The following is a 20,925-nucleotide window of genomic DNA, read 5'->3' on the forward strand; positions in this document are numbered from 1 at the left end:
GGGCGCAGCACGGCAGGCCGACCCCGGACACAGCACGGCCGGCCGGCGCATCCGCACCGGCCGGCCTCAGCCGTACGTACCCCTCAGCCGTAGGTACCCGTCAGCTCTGCTGCCCCGACGCCTTCCGCCATGTGGGCCGCAGCGCCACGGCGCGTTCCCGGACCCTCGTCCACCAGGCCGACGCCTCCCACACCACACGCACGGTGGAACGGGGAGCCAGCAGCGCGCGGAGCCTGGCCGGGCGGCTGACCGCCGCGCCGAGGCCCGCCGTCGCACGGCGGACGTCGTCCGTGAGGCCCGCCACCGGGCGGGGATGCGGTGCGTACAGGACCTGCTCCACCGCGTTCGCCACCCGGTGCACCGAGGCCGCGGCCGTCGCGTCGAGGTCGCCGAGGCGGACGATCCGGGCGGCCGCCTTGCGCGGTGTCTGCGACTCGTCCGGCGTGACGCCGAAGTCCCACGCGGTGTCCGTCAGCTCCTGCCAGACGGCCAGCGTGTGCAGCGCCGTGTCCGCCTCGCTGCGGCCGTGCGCCCCCAGCCGTACCCTGCGCGTCCGTTGCCGCCACAGCATCGGAGCCAGGGGCAGGCCGAGGACGGCGAGACCGGCGAGGGCCCACACCAGGAACGCGTACCACTTCGGGCCGTCGTCGTCCGTGGGCAGCGCCGCCTGCGGCGACTCGCTTGCGCAGCCGCCGTCCAGCCTCTTCTGCTCCGGCGTGCAGCTCTCGCTCGAAGAGGGCGCCGTGGAGGGCGCGGTGGACGTCGACTGGGACGGACGCGCCGCGTCGGGCGCCGAGCTGTCGGGGCTGTCCGGCAGGGTGTACGACGGAACCGAGCCGCGGTTGGGAGTGGGCTCGAAGCGGGTCCAGCCCACGCCCTCGAAGTACAGCTCGGGCCAGGCGTGCGCGTCCCGCAGCCCCACCGAAACCGAGCCGTCCGCCTGCGGGGAACCGGGCGCGAAGCCCACCGCGACCCGGGCCGGTATGCCCAGGGAGCGGGCCATCGCCGCCATCGCGAAGGAGAAGTGCACGCAGAAGCCCTGCTTGTCCTTCAGGAAGCGGGCGATCGCCTGCGAGCCGCTGCCGACCTGCACCTGCGTGTCGTACTCGAAACCGCCGGTCACGGCGAACCAGTCCTGGAGCTTGACCGCCTGGTCGTACGGGTCGGCGGCGCCCGCGGTGACCTTGCGGGCGGTGCGGGCCACCACCGACGGAAGCGAGTCGGGCAGCTCGGTGAAGTCGCGCTCGATGTCCGCGGGCGCGGGCCCCGCCGAGGCGAGCTGCTCCGCCGTCGGACGCACGTCCAGGCTCGTGACCTGGTACGTCAGGCCGCGCGTGTTCTGCCCGTGGTCACCGACCAGGGTCATGCCCTGCGGCTCGTACCGCCAGTTGCCGCTGATGCGCACGCCGCTCGGCGGGTACGGCATCGGCAGCCAGTCCTGGGCGTACCAGTCGGCCGCCGTGATCGTGGTGCCGACCTTCGTGCGCTTGACGTCCGGGCTGAGGCCGACCGGGTCCGGGAAGGTGCCGTCGGGGACGGCGGTGATGGACCGGCGGGACGGTTTCCACGTGGTGCCGTCGAAGTCGTCCAGGGACACGATCCGCAGATACAGGTCCGAGACGTCTTCCATCTTGGTCCGCACGGACAGCACCTGCTGGTCCTCGTCCGCGTTCAGGCTGTCCCGCAGCGACACCAGCGGGTTCACGGCGGAGATCGTGCCCCCGCCGCCGGGGCCGGCGCCCGCGCCCGCTCCCACGGAGTCCAGCAGGCCGCCGTTCATCGCGGGCAGGCCGAGCGGCACCACCAGGGCGATGCCCAGCGCGACCACACCGATGCGCCGGCCGGTGCGGACCGGGGCGACCGCGCCGCTCGGCTCCCCGCCGGACGTGCGCGGGGCACCGCCGAAGACCCGCCCCCACTGAGAGAGCCGGTCCCGCCCTTCGGCCAGGAGCAGCATCAGATAGCCGGCCGCCGCCACCAGGAACCACAGCCAGTCCGTGCCCCCGTCGGACAGCCCCGCGGCCACGGAGTACAGCGCCAGCAGGGGCAGCCCGGCCGGGGCGGCGCTGCGGAAGGTCACCGCGAGGGCGTCCACCAGCAGGCCGATGATCAGGACCCCGCCGATGAGCATCAGCCGGATGCCGTCGGACTCCAGGGGCGCCGGGATCGCGTACCGCGCGACGTCGTCCCCGCCCTGCTGGAGCAGGAGCGCGAAGCGGTCGAAGGCCCGCGGCCCGGGGATCAGCCCGGCCAGGGCCTGCTCACGGGCGAAGACGAAGGTCAGCAGCACGACGGTGACCACGGCCTGCGCCGCCACCGTCAGCGGCCGGGCCAGTGGCACCCTGCGGGCGGCGGTCCCCACGCCCGACTGCAGGGCCAGCAGGAAGGCCGCCTGCACGATCCACGTGGCCGGCTGGACGAGGGGCAGCAGGGCGCACGCGGCCATCAGCGTGGCCGCCCAGGCACTCAGCGTCAGTCGTACCCGCCCGCTCATCACGGTCCCTCCCCGCCGCTCGCGGCGGCCACGCCCCTGCGCTCCCGGTCGGCCTGCCGCCACAGCTCGTCCACGGAGGCGCCCCGCGGCACGCGCAGGGCCGTCCACCCCGCCTCGCGCAGCATGCGCAGCCGCTCCCCGCTCCCGTCCAACGGGCCGGGCACATCGCTCGGTTCCCGCACCCAGGTGTCGCTGTCCAGCACGAAGGCGACCGCGCCCGGGCTGCGCTGCCGCATCCGGCCCAGCACGGCCGCCTGGTCCTCGTCCAGGTCGCCGAGGAAGGCCACCAGCAGCCCCTCGTTCCCGCCGCGCAGCACGTCGTAGGCCCGGGACAGGCCCGCGCCGTCGGAGTGGTCGATCACCGCGAGGGTGTCCATCATCAGCCCGGCCGCGTCCGCCGACTCCTGGCTCGCGCCCGCGAAGCCGTCACCGCCCTCGCCGGGCACCGCGTTGCCGGTGTCCGTCAGAAGCCGTACCGAATAGCCCCGTTCGAGCATGTGCACCAGCACGGACGCGGCGCCCGACACGGCCCACTCGAAGGCCGAGTCCGGTCCCGCGCCCTGGTAGGCGATGCCCCGGGTGTCCAGCAGCACCGTGCAGCGGGCGCGCTGCGGCTGCTCCTCGCGGCGCACCATCAGCTCGCCGTAGCGGGCGGTGGAGCGCCAGTGCACGCGGCGCAGGTCGTCGCCGTAGCGGTAGCCGCGCGGGATGACATCGTCCTCGCCGGCCAGGGCGAGCGAACGCTGCCGCCCGTCGCCGTAGCCCTTCGCCTCGCCGCTGAGGCGCACCGGCGCCAGCGGCTCCACACGCGGGATGACCGTGAGCGTGTCGTACGTCGAGAAGGACCGGGTCAGCTCGCACATGCCGAACGGGTCGGTCAGGCGCAGCTGGAGCGGGCCCAGCGGGTAGCGGCCGCGCAGGTCGGAGCGCACCCGGTAGGACACCTCGCGGCGGCCGCCCGCCTCCACCCGATCGAGCACGAAGCGGGGCCGGGGGCCGAGCACGTACGGCACCCGGTCCTGGAGCATCAGCAGGCCCGTGGGCAGCCGCGAGACGTTGTCCATCCGCAGGTGGACCCGGGCCTCGCTGCCGGCGGGCACGCGCGCGGGGGAGAGCCGGCGGCTGCCGGCGACCCGGTAGCGCGTGCGGTACAGCACCGCCGCGCACACCAGCGGCAGCACCGCCAGCAGCAGACCCACGCGCAGCAGGTCGCTCTGTCCGAGTACGTACGAGCAGATCGCGGCCGCGACGCCGGCGGCCAGGAAGGAGCGTCCGCGGGTGGTCAGACCGGCCAGGGCGGTGCGGATGCCGCCCTTCTCGCCCCGGTCGGCTTCCGCCTGCCCCGCCCCCGCGGTGGTCATCACAGCCTCCGCGGCGGCTGCTGGGGATACGCCGGCGCCGTACGGCCCAGGCCGCCGAAGCCGCTCTGCTGCGGCGGCGCCGCCGGCACCGGGGTGCGCTGGAGGATCTCCTCGACGACCTGCTCGGCGGTGCGCCGGTTGAGCTGGGCCTGGGCGGTGGGCAGCAGCCGGTGGGCCAGGACGGCCCCGGCGAGGGCCTGCACGTCGTCCGGCAGCGCGTACTCCCGGCCGCTGAGGGCCGCGGACGCCTTCGCCGCGCGCAGCAGGTGCAGCGTCGCGCGCGGTGAGGCGCCGAGTCTCAGGTCGGGGTGCGTGCGTGTGGCGCCGACCAGGTCGACCGCGTAGCGCCGGACCGGCTCGGCGACGTGCACACCGCGCACCGCCTCGATGAGCTTGAGGATCTCGTGCGCGTGGGCCACCGGCTGGAGGTCCTCCAGCGGCGAGACGCCGCCGTGCACGTCCAGCATCTGCAGCTCGGCCTCCGCACTCGGGTAGCCGACCGACACCCGGGCCATGAAACGGTCGCGCTGGGCCTCCGGCAGCGGGTAGGTGCCCTCCATCTCGACCGGGTTCTGCGTCGCCACCACCATGAAGGGGCTGGGCAGCTCGTAGGTCTTGCCGTCGATGGTGACCTGCCGCTCCTCCATCGACTCCAGGAGCGCGGACTGCGTCTTGGGCGAGGCGCGGTTGATCTCGTCGCCGATCACCACCTGCGCGAAGATCGCGCCCGGCTTGAACTCGAAGTCGCGGCGCTGCTGGTCCCAGATGGACACACCGGTGATGTCCGACGGCAGCAGGTCGGGCGTGAACTGGATGCGCCGCACCGAGCAGTCGATGGACCGCGCCAGCGCCTTGGCCAGCATCGTCTTGCCGACTCCCGGGACATCCTCGATCAGCAGATGTCCCTCGGCGAGCAGTACGGTCAGCGAGAGCCGTACGACCTCGGGCTTGCCCTCGATCACGCCTTCCACCGACTCCCGCACGCGTTCCACCACGGCGGTCAGATCAGTGAGGCTCGCTCGATCGTCATAGGTCGTCACCCGGCCCTCCTCGGCCTTTCCCTTGCTCCCTGGAAGCGCGGGATACCCCAATTTCCCGGCCGACGCCGCATGACGCAGGCCGGCCCACCCCGAACCACGGACACCACGCGTGAAAAGTTCCGCGCGACGCCACTCCCGCATTCTTGCTGCCGTTACCGTTTCGTGTCACTCGACTGTGGACAACTGGCCGCGATATGTCGGTCTTGCCGCCATTCGAACGCGTGACTGACAGGTTTTCGACAGCTACAGCAGGTGGCCTTCCGGGGCGGGAGGCCCGCGGCGCCCAGGTCGGCAGGCCGGGTCAGGAGGCCGGGTCGACCTCCCGCAGCAGGCCGGTCTTCACGTCGAACACGAATCCGCGCACGTCGTCGGTGTGCGGCACGAACGGCGAGGTGCGCACGCGCTGCATCGACTGCCGCACGTCCTGGTCGACGTCCCGGAAGGACTCCACGGCCCACGCGGGGCGCTGGCCGACCTCGGCCTCCAGCTCGTTGCGGAAGTCCTCGGTGAGACTCTCCAGGCCGCAGCCGGTGTGGTGGATGAGGACCACGCTGCGGGTGCCCAGCTTGCGCTGGCTGATGGTGAGGGAGCGGATCACGTCGTCGGTGACGACACCGCCCGCGTTGCGGATCGTGTGGCAGTCGCCGAGCTCCAGGCCGAGTGCCGCGTGCAGGTCGAGACGGGCGTCCATGCAGGCCACGACGGCGACGTGCAGGACGGGCCGGGCGTCCATCCCCGGATCGGTGAAGGCGTCGGCGTACCGGGCGTTGGACTCGACGAGGCGGTCCGTGACCGTGTCGCCGGCCGCGATGGCGCTCTCCGAACCTGTGGGAACCGATGCAGAAGTCGTCATAGGTATGACGTTACTGGTCACACCCCGTCCAGGCCTCCTGTGAGAGTGGACAAAGAATGCCGTCGAGGGACGGTTGTGAGGTAACCCACAAGAGTGGCGCCCGGGTCTCCGTGCGAACGGCGGCGACGCGCAGGCCGGTTGATTGACCGGGCGACACGGTGGACTAAAGTGACGCGAAGCGGGAGGCGAGACTCCCCGCTGGACTGAATTCTTCGGAGACCCCGGCGACGACCGGAGGTCTCCCCGCGTGCGCGGCGCGTACGTACGGCTCGGCCTCCTCCCGCTCCCGGTCGGCTGACGCTCCCGGCGCCGGCAGGCCTCCCCTTCACGAGCGGGCGGGGACCCGGCGGTGCGTACGGCCGCGCCGGATCTGAGAGGGCCCGGGATCGATGGGGCGCGAAGCGCATTCGAATGAGGGTGGTGGGCGACGGGAGGGAGAGAGTCGACACGTCCCGGTGATGCTCCAGCGGTGCCTGGATCTGCTGGCACCCGCCCTGGAGGGCCCGGACGCCGTGGTCGTCGACTGCACCCTCGGCCTCGGCGGCCACAGCGAGGCGCTCCTCGCGAGGTTCCCCGAGACCCGGCTCGTCGCGCTCGACCGCGACAAGGAGGCCCTGCGGCTGTCCGGCGAGCGCCTCGCGCCCTACGGCGAGCGCGCCACCCTCGTCCACGCCGTCTACGACGAGCTCCCCGAGGTGCTGCACCGGCTCGGCATCGCGCGCGTGCAGGGCGTCCTGTTCGACCTGGGCGTCTCCTCCATGCAGCTCGACGAGGCCGACCGCGGCTTCGCCTACGCCCAGGACGCCCCGCTCGACATGCGCATGGACCAGACGACCGGCGTCAGCGCCGCAGAGGTCCTCAACACCTACCCGCCGGGCGAACTCGTGCGCATCCTGCGGGCCTACGGCGAGGAGAAGCAGGCCAAGCGGATCGTGAGCGCGATCGTGCGCGAGCGGGAGAAGGAGCCGTTCAGCAACAGCGCGCGGCTGGTCGAGCTGATCCGCGACGCCCTGCCGCAGGCCGCCAAGCGCACCGGCGGCAACCCGGCCAAGCGCACCTTCCAGGCCCTGCGCATCGAGGTCAACGGCGAGCTCTCCGTCCTGGAGCGGGCGATCCCGGCCGCGGTGAAGGCGCTCGACGTCGGCGGGCGGATCGCGGTCCTGTCGTACCACTCGCTGGAGGACCGGCTGGTCAAGCAGGTCTTCGCGGCGGGCGCCGCCACCACCGCGCCGGCCGGGCTGCCCGTCGTCCCCGAGCGCTACCAGCCGCGGCTCAAGCTCCTCACGCGCGGTGCCGAACTCCCCACCGAAGAGGAGATCGCCGAGAACCGGCGAGCGGCACCGGCGCGGCTGCGCGGCGCCCAGCGCATCAGGGAGGACGTCGAGTGAGGCGTGAGCAGGCCGGACCGAGGGAGCGTGCGTGAGCGGCAAACCCGAACTGAAGGGGAGGGCGGCCCGACTCGCGCGCCTCCTCCCGACCGGCCCCGGGCAGGCGGCCCGCACGCCCTTCGTCCTCCTGGTCGTCCTCCTCCTCGGCGGCGGTCTCATCGCCCTCCTGGTGCTGAACTCGGCCCTCAGCGAAGGCGCGTTCAAACTCGACGACCTCCAGAGCGGAACCAAGAACCTCACCGACGAGGAGCAGGCCCTCCAGCGGGACATCGACGCCTACTCCGCTCCCGACGCCCTGCAGCGCCGCGCCCGTGAGCTCGGCATGGTGCCCGGCGGCGACCCCGCCTTCCTCGAGCCCGACGGCACCGTCAAGGGCGTGCCCAGCGCCGCCCCCGGAGTCCGGCAGTCCTCCGCGCACACGCCCCTGGTCCTCGCCCCCGAGGCCATGCCCAACGGCCCCGCCCCGACCCCCGGCAGGTGACGGAAGTGTCCGACAGGCAACCGCCACGCCGCCGCGTGCCCGGCCCCTCCAGGCCCGCCCGCCCCGACGCCCGGCGCCGCCCCGACGCCCGGCGCCGTCCCGGCCCCGGGGTCCGTCCGGCCCGGCGGCCGGGACAGGGCCGCCCCGCGGCACCCAAACCGCTGAGGCTCGGCAGCCCCCGCCCCCGCCTGCGCCTGGTCGGACTCGCGCTGACCCTGGTCCTGGCCGCCTTCGTCGTGCGGCTCTTCCAGGTGCAGGCCGTCGACGCGAGCACATACGCCGCCAAGGCCGAACAGAACCGGTACGTCGGGCAGGTGCTGGCCGCGGACCGCGGCGAGATCACGGACCGGTCGGGTGTGGCCCTCGCGACCAGCGAGGACGCCTACGACATCACCGCCGACCCCACCATGTTCGCCCCCGACATGCTGAAGATCGCGGACGGGCCCGAGCAGGCGGCCGCCCTCCTCGCGCCGATCCTCGGCCAGGAGCAGGAAGACCTGGTCGAGAAGCTGCGGCCGAAGAACACGGCCCTGCGCTACGTCAAACTGGCCTCCCGCCAGACCCCGCAGGTCTGGAAGCAGATCAAGGACCTCAAGTCGGCACTGGCCAAGAAGGCGGAGACGGACAAGTCCACGCACAACGTCCTCTCGGGCGTCTTCTCCGTGGCCACCAGCAAGCGCGTGTACCCGGGCGGGGACCTCGCCGCCGGGATACTGGGCTGGGTCAACGGCGAGGGCAAGCCCGGCGGCGGCATCGAGCTGCAGCTGAACAAGCAGCTCGCCGGCAAGGACGGCAAGATCCGCTACGCCCAGTCCGGCGGCCGTCTCGTGCCCACGGCGGGCTCCACCGAGACCCCCGCCGTCCCCGGCAGCGACGTCGAGCTCACCATCGACCGCGACATCCAGTGGGCCGCCCAGAACGCCATCAGCGAGCAGGTGAAGGAGTCCGCGGCCGACCGCGGCTACGTCATCGTCCAGGACACCCGCACCGGGCAGATCCTGGCCATGGCGAACTCGCCCGGCTTCGATCCGAACGACCTGTCGGACGCCGACCCGGCCGCCCTCGGGAACGCCGCCCTCCAGGACGCCTTCGAGCCCGGCTCCACCGCCAAGGTCATGTCGATGGCCGCCGTCCTCCAGGAGAACGCGGCCACACCGGGGACCCACGTGGTCGTGCCCAACCGGCTGCACCGCGGCGACCGGCTCTTCAAGGACGACATCGACCACCCGACCTGGTACCTGACGCTCAACGGCGTCCTCGCCAAGTCCAGCAACATCGGCACCATCCTCGCCACCGGCCAGCTCGGCAGGACCCAGGCCCAGGCCAACAAGGTCCTCTACGACTACCTGCGCAAGTTCGGCCTCGGCAGCTACACGGGGCTCGGCTTCCCCGGCGAGACCAAGGGCATCCTCGCCCCGCCCGACAAGTGGTCGACCTCGCAGCAGTACACGATCCCTTTCGGCCAGGGCGTCTCCATCAACGCCATGCAGGCGGCCTCCGTGTACTCGACCATCGCCAACGGCGGCGTCCGCGTCGAACCCACCCTCGTGCGGGGCACCAAGGGCCCCGACGGGCGCTTCACACCCGCCCCGAAGCCCGCGAAGAACCGGGTCGTCAGCGACAGGACGGCGAAGACCCTCGCCCAGATGCTGGAGTCCGTCGTGGACGACGAGGAGGGCACCGGCACCAAGGCGCGCATCCCCGGCTACCGCGTCGCGGGCAAGACGGGTACCGCCAACCGCGTGGATCCGGCCACCGGCAAGTACCACGGCTACACCTCGTCGTTCGCCGGGTTCGCGCCCGCCGACAAGCCCCGCGTCACCGTCTACTGCGCCATCCAGAACGCCACCCAGGGCAGCTACTTCGGCGGTCAGATCTGCGGACCCGTCTACAAGAAGGTCATGGAGTTCGCACTGAAGTCCCTCCAGGTCCCGCCGACCGGCGCCAAGCCCGCGAAGCTGCCCGTCTCCTTCAAGCAGTGATCAGCGCCCACACGCCTTGATCAGCACCCAGCCCCACCGAGCCACCAGGACCGCCTCCGTGACAACGATCACCCCCGACCCCGGGAATCAGAGCAGCTCCAGCCCCTCGCTTCGCCCGGAGGCGGGTACGCCCGGTACGCTCACCGCCGTGCCACACGCTGATCAGTCCCAAATCACCCAGAAGGGCCACCCCGTGACATACCCCGGGCCGCCCAGGCCGGTGCAGGTCTCCGCCACACCCCTCGCGGAACTCGCCGATCAGCTGGGTGCTTCCACGCCGGAGAGCGCCGCCGAGGTCACGGGCATCACCCATGACTCGCGCGCCGTACGCCCCGGTGACCTGTACGCCGCCCTCCCCGGGGCCCGGCTGCACGGCGCCGACTTCGTCAACCAGGCCGCGGGCCTCGGCGCCGCCGCCGTGCTGACCGACCCGACCGGCGCCGAGCGCGCCGCCGCGTCCGGGCTGCCGGTCCTGGTCGTCGACGACCCCCGCGCACAGATGGGCGAGCTGGCCGCCACGATCTACGGCCACCCCGGCCGGGACCTGCTCCAGATCGGCATCACCGGCACCTCCGGCAAGACCACCACCGCCTACCTCGTCGAGGGCGGCCTGAAGACGGTTCGGTCCACCGGCCTGATCGGCACGGTCGAGATGCGCATCGGCGACGAGCGCATCAAGTCCGAGCGCACCACCCCCGAAGCCACCGACCTCCAGGCCCTGTTCGCCGTGATGCGCGAACGCGGCGTCGACGCGGTCGCCATGGAGGTCTCCAGCCACGCCCTGGTCCTCGGCCGGGTCGACGGCTGCGTCTTCGACATCGGCGTCTTCACCAACCTCAGCCCGGAACACATGGAGTTCCACTCCGGCATGGAGGACTACTTCCAGGCGAAGGCGCAGCTGTTCACCCCGAAACGGGGCAAGCTCGGCGTGGTCAACGTCGACGACGAGTACGGCCGCAGGCTGGCGAAGGAAGCCACCGTCCCGGTCGTCACCTACTCCGCCGAGGGCCACCCGGACGCCGACTGGCGCGCCGAGGACGTCGAGGTCGGCCGGCTGGACTCGACGTTCACCGTCATCGGCCCCAAGGGCGAGCGGATCAGCGCCAAGTCGCCGCTGCCGGGGCCCTTCAACGTGGCCAACACCCTCGCCGCGATCGTCGCCCTCGCCGTCGCCGGCCTCGACCCGCAGTCCGCGGCCGACGGGGTCGCCGCCGTCCCCGGTGTGCCGGGCCGCCTGGAGCGCGTGGACGCCGGACAGGCCTATCTCGCGGTCGTCGACTACGCCCACAAGACCGACGCCGTCGAGTCCGTGCTGCGCGCCCTGCGCAAGGTCACCGAGGGCAAGCTGCACATCGTCCTCGGCTGCGGCGGCGACCGGGACAAGACCAAGCGCCAGCCCATGGGCGCCGCGGCGGCCCGGCTCGCCGACACCGCCACACTGACCTCCGACAACCCCCGCGGCGAGGACCCCCTCGCGATCCTCGCCACGATGCTCCAGGGCGCGGCGTCCGTGCCCGCCCACGAGCGCGGCGAGGTGCAGGTCTTCGAGGACCGGGCCGCCGCGATCGCCGCCGCCGTCGCCCGCGCCGAACCCGGCGACACCGTGCTGGTCGCGGGCAAGGGCCACGAGCAGGGCCAGGACATCGCCGGGGTGGTCCGTCCCTTCGACGACCGCCAGGTGCTCCGCGAAGCCATCCAGAAGACCCAGGGATGAAAATCCAGAAGACCCAGGGGATGAACTTGTGATCGCCCTCTCCCTCGCCGAGATCGCAGAAGTCGTCGGCGGGCAGACGCACGACATACCGGATCCGTCCGTCCAGGTCACCGGCCCGGTCGTCCGGGACTCCAGGGAGGCGGGGCCGGGCAGCCTGTTCGTGGCCTTCGCCGGGGAGCGCGTGGACGGCCACGACTTCGCCGCGGCGGTCATCGAGGCGGGAGCGGTGGCCGTGCTCGGTACCCGCCCCGTCGGCGTGCCCGCGATCGTCGTGGACGACGTCCAGACCGCCCTCGGCGCCCTCGCCCGCCACGTCGTACGGCGTCTCGGTGCCACCCTCGTCGCCCTCACCGGCTCGGCGGGCAAGACCAGCACCAAGGACCTCATCGCGCAGGTGCTCCGGCGCAAGGCCCCCACGGTGTTCACGCCCGGCTCGCTCAACAACGAGATCGGGCTGCCGCTGACCGCGCTCAGCGCCACCGATGAGACGAGGTTCCTCGTCCTGGAGATGGGCGCCCGCGGCATCGGGCACATCCGCTACCTCACCGGCCTGACGCCCCCGAAGGTCGGTCTCGTCCTCAATGTCGGCAGCGCCCACATCGGCGAGTTCGGCGGCCGCGAGCAGATCGCGCAGGCCAAGGGCGAACTCGTCGAGTCCCTGCCGTCCGAGGCCGAGGGCGGCACCGCGATCCTCAACGCGGACGACCCTTACGTACGGGCCATGGCCTCCCGTACGAAGGCGAAGGTGCTTCTTTTCGGAGAGTCCGGCGAAGGGGACGTTCGCGCCGAGAACGTGCGACTCACGGACACCGGACAGCCTTCGTTCAGGCTTCACACACCCTCCGGTGCAAGCGATGTGACCATGCGCCTGTACGGTGAGCACCACGTGTCGAACGCGCTCGCCGCGGCCGCCGTCGCCCACGAGTTGGGCATGTCCGCTGACGAGATCGCCGTCGCGCTCTCCGAGGCGGGCTCCCTCTCCCGCTGGCGGATGGAGGTCACCGAGCGCCCGGACGGCGTGACGGTCGTCAACGACGCCTACAACGCGAACCCCGAGTCCATGCGAGCCGCTCTGCGCGCGCTCGCGGCAATGGGCAGGGGGCGTCGTACGTGGGCGGTGCTCGGCAAGATGGCCGAGCTCGGGGACGAGGCTCTCGCCGAGCACGACGCGGTCGGACGGCTCGCCGTCCGGCTCAACGTCAGCAAGCTCGTCGCGGTCGGTGGCAGGGAAGCCGCCTGGCTGCAACTGGGCGCATATAACGAGGGTTCGTGGGGTGAGGAGTCGGTGCACGTGTCCGACGCACAGGCGGCGGTCGACCTGTTGCGCAGCGAGTTGCGCCCGGGGGACGTCGTGCTCGTGAAGGCGTCCCGTTCGGTCGGCCTCGAGAGCGTTGCCCAGGCGCTGCTCGAGACCGGTGCCGAGGGTGAGGTTTCCGCCCGATGATGAAGCAGATCCTGTTCGCAGGAGTCATTGGCCTCTTCCTGACGCTGGTCGGCACCCCGCTGCTGATCAAGCTCCTCGCGCGCAAGGGCTACGGCCAGTACATCCGCGACGACGGCCCGCGCGAGCACGCCAGCAAGCGCGGTACGCCGACCATGGGCGGTATCGCCTTCATCCTGGCGACCGTCGCCGCGTACTTCCTGGCCAAGGTGATCACGGGCTATCTGGACCCGGACGTCGACGCGGCGCCGACCTTCTCGGGCCTGCTGGTGCTCGGCCTGATGGTCGGCATGGGCCTGGTCGGCTTCCTCGACGACTACATCAAGATCGTCAAGCGGCGTTCGCTCGGCCTGCGCGCCAAGGCGAAGATGGCCGGCCAGCTGATCGTCGGCATCACTTTCGCGGTGCTGTCGCTGCAGTTCGCGGACAACCGCGGCAACACCCCGGCCTCCACGAAGCTGTCGTTCATCACGGACTTCGGCTGGACGATCGGCCCCGTGCTGTTCGTGGTCTGGGCGCTGTTCATGATTCTGGCGATGTCGAACGGCGTGAACCTGACCGACGGTCTGGACGGTCTGGCCACCGGCGCCTCGGTGCTCGTCTTCGGTGCCTACACCTTCATCGGCGTCTGGCAGTTCCAGGAGTCCTGCGCCAACGCGCAGACGCTGACCAACCCGGGCGCCTGCTTCGAGGTGCGGGACCCCCTCGACCTCGCGGTGGTGGCCTCCGCGCTGATGGGCGCCTGCCTCGGGTTCCTGTGGTGGAACACCTCGCCGGCCAAGATCTTCATGGGTGACACCGGTTCGCTCGCGCTCGGCGGTGTGCTCGCCGGCCTCGCGATCTGCTCCCGCACCGAGCTGCTGATCGCCCTCCTCGGCGGCCTGTTCGTCCTGATCACCATGTCGGTGGTCATCCAGGTCGGCTCCTTCAAGCTCACGGGCAAGCGCGTCTTCCGGATGGCGCCACTCCAGCACCACTTCGAACTCAAGGGCTGGTCCGAAGTGCTCGTCGTGGTCCGCTTCTGGATCATCCAGGGCATTTGTGTGATCGTCGGCCTTGGCCTCTTCTACGCAGGATGGGCAGCGGACAAGTGACCTCCTCGGAGCCCTTCGACTTCCAGGGCAAGCACGTCACCGTCGCCGGGCTCGGCGTCTCCGGCGTCCCGGCGGCCAAGGTGCTGCACGGCCTCGGCGCCCTCGTCACGGTCGTCAACGACGGCGACGACGAGCGCGCGCGGGCGCAGGCGGCCGACCTGGAGGCGCTCGGCGTCACCGTGCGCCTCGGGGACGGCGACACCCTGCCGGAGGGCACCGAGCTGATCGTCACCGCGCCCGGCTGGAAGCCGGACAAGCCGCTGTTCGCGGCGGCGGCGCGGGCAGACGTTCCCGTCTGGGGCGATGTCGAACTGGCCTGGCGCCTGCGCGGCCCCGACGCCGCCCCCTGGCTCGCCGTCACCGGCACCAACGGCAAGACCACCACCGTCCAGATGCTGGCGTCGATCCTGAAGGCGGCCGGCCTGCGCACGGCCGCCGTCGGCAACATCGGAGTCTCCCTGCTGGACGCGGTCCTCGGCGAAGAGCAGTACGACGTCCTGGCCGTGGAGCTCTCCAGCTACCAGCTGCACTGGGCGCCGTCCCTGCGTGCCCACTCCGCCGCCGTGCTGAACCTCGCCCCCGACCACCTCGACTGGCACGGCTCCATGGAGGCGTACGCCGCCGACAAGGGCCGCATCTACGAGGGCAATGGCGTCGCCTGCGTCTACAACGCCGCCGACAAGGCCACCGAGGACCTGGTCCGCGCGGCCGACGTCGAGGAGGGCTGCCGGGCCGTCGGCTTCACGCTGGGCACCCCGGCGCCGTCCCAACTCGGCGTCGTGGAGGGCATCCTGGTCGACCGCGCCTTCGTCGAGAACCGGCAGAAGAACGCCCAGGAACTCGCCGAGGTCGCCGACGTCAACCCGCCGGCCCCGCACAACATCGCCAACGCCCTCGCGGCGGCGGCCCTCGCCCGCGCCTACGGCGTGCCCGCCGGCGCCGTACGGGACGGCCTGCGGGCGTTCACCCCGGACGCGCACCGCATCGCGCACGTGGCGGACGTGGACGGGGTCGCCTACGTCGACGACTCCAAGGCCACCAACACGCATGCGGCGGAAGCCTCGTTGGCGGCGTACGAGCCGATCGTGTGGATCGCGGGCGGGCTCGCGAAGGGCGCGACCTTCGACGAACTGGTCGCCAAGTCGGCGCAGCGGCTGCGGGGTGCCGTGCTGATCGGCGCCGACCGCGCGCTCATCCGGGAAGCCCTCGCGCGACACGCCCCGCAGGTACCCGTCGTCGACCTCGACCGGACCGACACTGGGGCGATGCGCGCGGCGGTCCAGGAGGCGCGTCGGCTCGCACAGCCCGGCGACACGGTGCTGCTGGCCCCGGCCTGTGCCTCCATGGACATGTTCGCCAACTACAACAAGCGCGGGGACGCTTTCGCGGACGCCGTTCGTGAGCTCGGCTCCGTCGACGGCTGACCCGGGTCCGCCTCGCCCTGGCGGCGGTGCCGGGCGTACCTGGGAGGGACGCGTGACACGGATGTGGCTGGTGCCCGAGCGGCCTGGGGGCGTTCACCGCGCAACGGTCCCCTCCGGCATGGCAGGGTGAGCGGCGATGCCCACCAGCCGCACCGGACGGCCTCCGACCCCACGCGCCCCCAAGCGCGCCGTCGCGCCACGGCTCGCGCGTGAGAACGGCGTCCTGGGCCTCTACATGCGTGCGCGCAGGGGCTGGGACCGGCCGCTGACCGCCTACTACCTGATCCTCGGCGGCAGTCTGCTGATCACCGTGCTGGGCCTGGTGATGGTCTACTCGGCCTCCCAGATCACCGCGCTGCAGATGTCGCTGCCGGGTTCGTACTTCTTCCGCAAGCAGTTGCTCGCGGCGGGGATCGGCGCCGGTCTGCTGCTCGCGGCCTCGCGGATGCCGGTGAAACTGCACCGGGCGCTCGCCTATCCCATCCTCGCGGGTGCCGTCGTCCTCATGGTGCTGGTGCAGGTCCCCGGGATAGGGGTGTCGGTCAACGGCAACCAGAACTGGATCGCCCTCGGCGGCTCCTTCCAGATCCAGCCCAGCGAGTTCGGCAAGCTCGCCCTCGTGCTGTGGGGCGCCGACCTGCTCGCCCGCAAGCAGGACAGGAAGCTGCTGACCCAGTGGAAGCACATGCTCGTGCCGCTGGTCCCGGCCGCCTTCATGCTGCTCGGTCTGATCATGATCGGCGGCGACATGGGCACCGCGATCATCCTCACGGCCATCCTGTTCGGCCTGCTCTGGCTGGCCGGTGCCCCCACGCGGCTGTTCGCCGGGGTGCTGTCGATCGCCGCCGTCCTCGGCCTGATCCTGATCAAGACCAGCGCCAACCGCATGGCCCGCCTGCAGTGCCTGGGCGCCACCGAACCCCAGTCGGGGCCCGTCGACTGCTGGCAGGCCGTGCACGGGATCTACGCCCTGGCCTCGGGCGGAATCTTCGGTTCCGGACTGGGCGCGAGTGTGGAGAAATGGGGCCAACTCCCCGAAGCCCACACCGACTTCATCTTCGCCGTCACCGGTGAGGAACTGGGCCTGGCGGGGACGCTGTCGGTACTCGCCCTCTTCGCGGCTCTAGGCTATGCGGGTATCCGCGTGGCCGGACGCACGGAGGACCCGTTCGTGAGGTATGCCGCGGGAGGCGTGACCACCTGGATCACGGCCCAGGCCGTGATCAACATCGGTGCGGTGCTCGGTCTGCTGCCGATCGCCGGTGTCCCCCTCCCGCTGTTCTCCTACGGAGGATCCGCCCTGCTGCCGACCATGTTCGCCATCGGGCTGCTGATCGCCTTCGCGCGCGACGAGCCCGCTGCGCGGGCGGCGCTTGCGATGCGGCAACCCCGCTTTGGTAGAAAGCGGGGGGCTGGGGGCACCGGTTCCAAGCGGAGTCCCCGGAGATGGAACACGATGCGACGGCGCGCCTCGGCGGCGCGCTCGTCCGGAGAGCGGTGAATTTCGGTGCATGTCGTACTCGCCGGCGGGGGAACCGCGGGCCACATCGAGCCCGCGCTCGCCCTCGCGGACGCCCTGCGCAGGCAGGACCCGAGCGTGGGCATCACGGCCCTGGGCACGGAGCGAGGCCTCGAGACACGTCTCGTCCCCGAGCGTGGGTACGAACTCGCGCTGATCCCCGCCGTGCCGCTGCCGCGCAAGCCCACCCCCGAGCTGATCACCGTCCCGGGCCGGCTGCGCGGCACGATCAAGGCTACGGAGCAGATCCTGGAGCGCACCAAGGCGGACGCCGTGGTGGGCTTCGGCGGCTATGTCGCCCTGCCCGGCTACCTCGCGGCCAAGCGCCTCGGGGTGCCGATCGTGATCCACGAGGCCAACGCCCGCCCGGGGCTGGCCAACAAGATCGGTTCGCGCTACGCCAGCCAGGTCGCCGTCTCCACGCCCGACAGCAAGCTGCGGGGCGCCCGCTACATCGGCATCCCGCTGCGCCGTTCCATCGCCACGCTCGACCGGGCCGCCGTACGCCCCGAGGCCCGGGCCGCGTTCGGTCTCGACCCGAACCTGCCCACGCTGCTGGTCACCGGTGGCTCCCAGGGCGCCCGCCGGCTGAACGAGGTCGTCCAGCAGGTCGCGCCCTGGCTCCAGCAGGCCGGAATCCAGATCCTGCACGCGGTCGGCCCGAAGAACGAACTGCCGCAGGTCCACCAGATGCCGGGGATGCCCCCCTACATCCCGGTAAGTTACCTGGACCGGATGGACCTCGCGTACGCCGCGGCCGACATGATGCTCTGCCGCGCCGGCGCGATGACCGTCGCCGAACTCTCCGCCGTCGGGCTTCCGGCCGCCTACGTCCCGCTGCCCATCGGTAACGGCGAACAGCGGCTCAATGCCCAGCCGGTGGTCAAGGCCGGCGGCGGACTGCTGGTCGACGACGCGGAGCTGACCCCCGAATGGGTCCAGCAGAACGTCCTGCCCGTGCTCGCCGACCCGCACCGGCTGTACCAGATGTCCCGCTCCGCCGCCGAGTTCGGCCGCCGGGACGCCGACGACCTGCTCGTCGGCATGGTGTACGAGGCGATCGCCGCCAGCCGTGCACACCGATAGGACTGTATGACGGAAGGCAGGGAGCGTGGCCGGATCGACCACCGCCGAGCGCGGTGAACGCCAGCAGGAGTCGTCCGGCCCGCCGCCCCGCCTGCGGTCGCGGCGGGCCCGGCTCCGCGCGATCGTCCTCCTGGGCCTCGCCCTGGTCTTCCTCGGCATCCCGACGGTCTGGCTGTTCTACGGCTCCGACTGGCTGCGCGCCGAGCACGTCTCCGTGTCCGGCACCCGGGTCCTGACGCCAGCTCAGGTCGAGGCCGCCGCCGAGGTTCCGCTCGGGAAGCCGCTGATTTCCGTCGACACCGATGAGATCGAGACGCGACTGCGCCGGAAATTGCCCCGAATTGACGCGGTTGACGTGGTCCGTTCCTGGCCTCGCGGAATCGACCTGAAAGTGGTTGAACGGACTCCGGTTCTGATTGTCCAAAAGGGCGGAAAGTTCGTCGAAGTGGACGATGAAGGTGTCCGCTTCGCCACGGTTTCCGAAGCCCCGAAAGGCGTCCCCGCACTGGAATTGACGCTCTCCCGGTCCAGCTCCGCCGCCGCGAGCCTGCGCCGCTTCGGCGAGTCCCGGCTGGTGCGCGAGGCGGTCGGCGTCGCCCGTGCGGTTCCGGACGCCGTCGCGCGCGGGACACGGACCGTCAAGGTCCGTTCCTACGACGACATCTCACTGGAGTTGACGGACGGTCGCACCGTCCTCTGGGGAAGCAGCGAGAAGGGTGCCGCGAAGGCCCGCACGCTCACCGCTCTGATGAAAGCCTCGTCCGGCGCGCGGTACTTCGACGTGAGCGTCCCCACCGCGCCCGCGTCATCGCGGAGTTGACGCACATCCGCGCAGGCCAGCACCCTGGTTGGGCAGTGCTACGGCTGATCACATAGGGTGAAAAGAAAAACGGGAGGTTCGGCGTGTTCGTTGAACGTGCGCCACTTGTCGACTTAGTGTCCTGTTCAGAAGACTCCAAGGAACAGACACACTGGTAACCCTAAACTTCAGGGTTAGGGTTCGGGTCGGCGATACGGACCGTCCCATTCGGCATCAGTCGTCGGGTCGCGGGGCGCAGGGCGTCACGGTGATTCGGCGACACGTAACTCGAGGCGAGAGGCCTTCGACGTGGCAGCACCGCAGAACTACCTCGCAGTCATCAAAGTCATCGGTGTCGGCGGCGGTGGTGTCAATGCCATCAACCGGATGATCGAGGTCGGTCTCAAGGGCGTCGAGTTCATCGCCATCAACACCGACGCGCAAGCTCTGTTGATGAGCGACGCCGACGTCAAGCTGGACGTCGGCCGTGAACTCACCCGCGGACTCGGCGCCGGAGCCAACCCGGCCGTGGGCCGCAAGGCCGCCGAGGACCACCGCGAGGAGATCGAGGAGGTCCTCAAGGGGGCCGACATGGTCTTCGTGACAGCCGGTGAAGGCGGCGGCACCGGCACCGGCGGCGCGCCCGTCGTGGCCAACATCGCCCGCTCGCTCGGTGCCCTCACCATCGGTGTGGTCACGCGCCCGTTCACTTTCGAGGGACGGCGCCGCGCGAACCAGGCCGAGGACGGCATCGCCGAACTCCGCGAAGAGGTCGACACCCTCATCGTCATCCCCAACGACCGGCTGCTGTCCATCTCGGACCGCCAGGTCTCGGTGCTGGACGCCTTCAAGTCGGCCGACCAGGTCCTGCTCTCCGGTGTCCAGGGCATCACCGACCTCATCACCACCCCGGGCCTCATCAACCTCGACTTCGCCGACGTCAAGTCGGTCATGTCCGAGGCCGGCTCGGCCCTGATGGGCATCGGCTCGGCCCGCGGCGACGACCGCGCGGTGGCCGCCGCCGAGATGGCGATCTCCTCGCCGCTGCTGGAGGCGTCCATCGACGGCGCCCGCGGTGTGCTGCTCTCCATCTCCGGCGGCTCCGACCTCGGTCTGTTCGAGATCAACGAGGCGGCCCAGCTGGTGAGCGAGGCCGCCCACCCCGAGGCCAACATCATCTTCGGCGCGGTGATCGACGACGCCCTCGGTGACGAGGTCAGGGTCACCGTGATCGCGGCCGGCTTCGACGGCGGCCAGCCCCCCGCCAAGCGGGACAACGTCCTCGGCTCGTCCTCGGCCAAGCGCGAGGAGCCGACCCCGGTACGGCAGGCGGAGAGCCGCCCGTCCTTCGGATCGCTCGGCAGCGTGACCCCGAAGGAGGACCCGGAGCCCGCGCCGGAGCCGGTCAAGGACATCCCGGTCGCCCCGCCGGTCCCGCCGGCGCCGCGGACCTACTCGGACAGCGCGGCCGAGGAACTGGACGTACCGGACTTCCTCAAGTGATCCTTCAGTCGTGATAGGACAGCGCGAAAGCGCGAGCGGCGCGCACTTCGGCTTCACCGACCGGTGGGGCGGGGTGAGCGCCGCTCCGTATGAGGAGCTCAACCTCGGCGGAGCCGTCGGCGACGATCCCGGCGCCGTACGCACCAACAGGGAGCTGGCCGCCAAGGCCCTGGACGTCGAACCGGACCGGGTCGTCTGGATGAACCAGGTGCACGGGGCCGACGTGGCGGTGGTGGACGGACCGTGGGGATCTTCGACCGTGATCCCGTCGGTCGACGCGATCGTCACCACGCGCCGGGGGCTCGCCCTCGCCGTGCTCACCGCGGACTGCGTGCCGGTGCTGCTCGCCGATCCCGTCGCCGGGATCGCCGCCGCGGCCCACGCGGGCCGGCCCGGCATGATCGCCGGAGTCGTCCCGGCCGCGCTACGCGCGATGACGGAACTGGGCGCCGAGCCCTCCCGGATCATCGCCCGCACCGGGCCCACCGTCTGCGGCCGGTGTTACGAAGTGCCCGAGGCGATGCGCGCCGAGGTGTCCGCCGTCGAGCCGGCGGCGTACGCCGAGACGAGTTGGGGCACACCGGCGGTCGACGTGAGTGCCGGAGTGCACGCCCAGCTGGAACGGCTCGGGGTGCGCGACCGGGAGCAGTCGCCGGTGTGCACGCTGGAGTCGCGCGATCACTTCTCGTACCGCCGCGACCGCACCACGGGTCGGCTCGCGGGTTATGTGTGGCTGGACTGACAGG

16 protein-coding genes are annotated in these 20,925 nt (G+C 71.6%); 12 read left to right on the forward strand and 4 right to left on the reverse strand.

Annotated elements, in window-relative coordinates; translation table 11 throughout:
- Positions 1-100: 100 nt before the first annotated feature.
- The 4 genes from G3I77_RS04535 to G3I77_RS04550 form a co-directional block, all read right to left on the reverse strand.
- Positions 101-2,494 carry a DUF3488 and transglutaminase-like domain-containing protein gene (locus G3I77_RS04535; protein WP_248501232.1) on the reverse strand — a complete coding sequence of 798 codons (2,394 nt, stop codon included), beginning with the start codon at positions 2,492-2,494 and terminating at the stop codon, positions 101-103.
- Positions 2,494-3,855 carry a DUF58 domain-containing protein gene (locus G3I77_RS04540; protein WP_248501233.1) on the reverse strand — a complete coding sequence of 454 codons (1,362 nt, stop codon included), beginning with the start codon at positions 3,853-3,855 and terminating at the stop codon, positions 2,494-2,496. Before G3I77_RS04540 ends, G3I77_RS04535 begins: the two co-directional genes overlap by 1 nt.
- Complete coding sequence (locus tag G3I77_RS04545; protein WP_248501234.1) at positions 3,855-4,895, reverse strand: MoxR family ATPase; 1,041 nt, start codon at positions 4,893-4,895, stop codon at positions 3,855-3,857. Before G3I77_RS04545 ends, G3I77_RS04540 begins: the two co-directional genes overlap by 1 nt.
- 301 nt (positions 4,896-5,196) lie before the next feature.
- On the reverse strand, positions 5,197-5,748 hold the full coding sequence (locus G3I77_RS04550) for a carbonic anhydrase (RefSeq protein ID WP_248501236.1): 552 nt from the start codon (positions 5,746-5,748) through the stop codon (positions 5,197-5,199).
- A 389-nt stretch (positions 5,749-6,137) separates the two neighbouring features.
- On the opposite strand from G3I77_RS04550, the gene rsmH reads away from it, so the two are divergent.
- From rsmH to pgeF, 12 genes are all read left to right on the forward strand, one after another.
- Positions 6,138-7,136 carry a 16S rRNA (cytosine(1402)-N(4))-methyltransferase RsmH gene (rsmH, locus tag G3I77_RS04555; protein ID WP_282572399.1) on the forward strand — a complete coding sequence of 333 codons (999 nt, stop codon included), beginning with the start codon at positions 6,138-6,140 and terminating at the stop codon, positions 7,134-7,136.
- Positions 7,137-7,167: 31 nt separating this feature from the next.
- Complete coding sequence (locus G3I77_RS04560; protein ID WP_248501239.1) at positions 7,168-7,617, forward strand: hypothetical protein; 450 nt, start codon at positions 7,168-7,170, stop codon at positions 7,615-7,617.
- 5 nt (positions 7,618-7,622) lie between these two features.
- Positions 7,623-9,599, forward strand: coding sequence for a penicillin-binding protein 2 (locus tag G3I77_RS04565; RefSeq protein WP_308311357.1), 1,977 nt, complete (start codon positions 7,623-7,625; stop codon positions 9,597-9,599).
- A gap of 193 nt (positions 9,600-9,792) precedes the next feature.
- On the forward strand, positions 9,793-11,313 hold the full coding sequence (locus G3I77_RS04570) for a UDP-N-acetylmuramoyl-L-alanyl-D-glutamate--2,6-diaminopimelate ligase (protein WP_248501242.1): 1,521 nt from the start codon (positions 9,793-9,795) through the stop codon (positions 11,311-11,313).
- 28 nt (positions 11,314-11,341) lie between these two features.
- Positions 11,342-12,757 (forward strand): UDP-N-acetylmuramoyl-tripeptide--D-alanyl-D-alanine ligase, encoded by a 1,416-nt coding sequence (gene murF / locus G3I77_RS04575; protein WP_248501243.1) that lies wholly within the window; start codon positions 11,342-11,344, stop codon positions 12,755-12,757.
- Positions 12,757-13,848 carry a phospho-N-acetylmuramoyl-pentapeptide-transferase gene (mraY, locus tag G3I77_RS04580; RefSeq protein WP_248501460.1) on the forward strand — a complete coding sequence of 364 codons (1,092 nt, stop codon included), beginning with the start codon at positions 12,757-12,759 and terminating at the stop codon, positions 13,846-13,848. The genes murF and mraY overlap by 1 nt, the downstream gene beginning before the upstream one ends.
- Positions 13,830-15,272, forward strand: a complete 1,443-nt coding sequence (gene murD / locus G3I77_RS04585) for a UDP-N-acetylmuramoyl-L-alanine--D-glutamate ligase (protein WP_248501245.1) — start codon at positions 13,830-13,832, stop codon at positions 15,270-15,272. Before mraY ends, murD begins: the two co-directional genes overlap by 19 nt.
- A 136-nt stretch (positions 15,273-15,408) precedes the next feature.
- The gene (gene ftsW / locus G3I77_RS04590) at positions 15,409-16,773 is read left to right on the forward strand and encodes a putative lipid II flippase FtsW (RefSeq protein WP_248501246.1); all 1,365 of its coding nucleotides are present in this window, start codon (positions 15,409-15,411) and stop codon (positions 16,771-16,773) included.
- A 6-nt stretch (positions 16,774-16,779) separates the two neighbouring features.
- Positions 16,780-17,877 carry an undecaprenyldiphospho-muramoylpentapeptide beta-N-acetylglucosaminyltransferase gene (gene murG / locus G3I77_RS04595; protein ID WP_215122034.1) on the forward strand — a complete coding sequence of 366 codons (1,098 nt, stop codon included), beginning with the start codon at positions 16,780-16,782 and terminating at the stop codon, positions 17,875-17,877.
- A 25-nt stretch (positions 17,878-17,902) separates the two neighbouring features.
- Complete coding sequence (locus tag G3I77_RS04600) at positions 17,903-18,697, forward strand: FtsQ-type POTRA domain-containing protein (RefSeq protein WP_248501247.1); 795 nt, start codon at positions 17,903-17,905, stop codon at positions 18,695-18,697.
- A 288-nt stretch (positions 18,698-18,985) separates the two neighbouring features.
- Positions 18,986-20,179 carry a cell division protein FtsZ gene (gene ftsZ / locus G3I77_RS04605; protein ID WP_248501248.1) on the forward strand — a complete coding sequence of 398 codons (1,194 nt, stop codon included), beginning with the start codon at positions 18,986-18,988 and terminating at the stop codon, positions 20,177-20,179.
- A 10-nt stretch (positions 20,180-20,189) separates the two neighbouring features.
- Complete coding sequence (pgeF, locus tag G3I77_RS04610; protein ID WP_248501249.1) at positions 20,190-20,921, forward strand: peptidoglycan editing factor PgeF; 732 nt, start codon at positions 20,190-20,192, stop codon at positions 20,919-20,921.
- The last annotated feature ends 4 nt before the right edge of the window (positions 20,922-20,925 follow it).

The organism is Streptomyces sp. D2-8 (genome assembly GCF_023184515.1).
GTDB lineage: Bacteria > Actinomycetota > Actinomycetes > Streptomycetales > Streptomycetaceae > Streptomyces.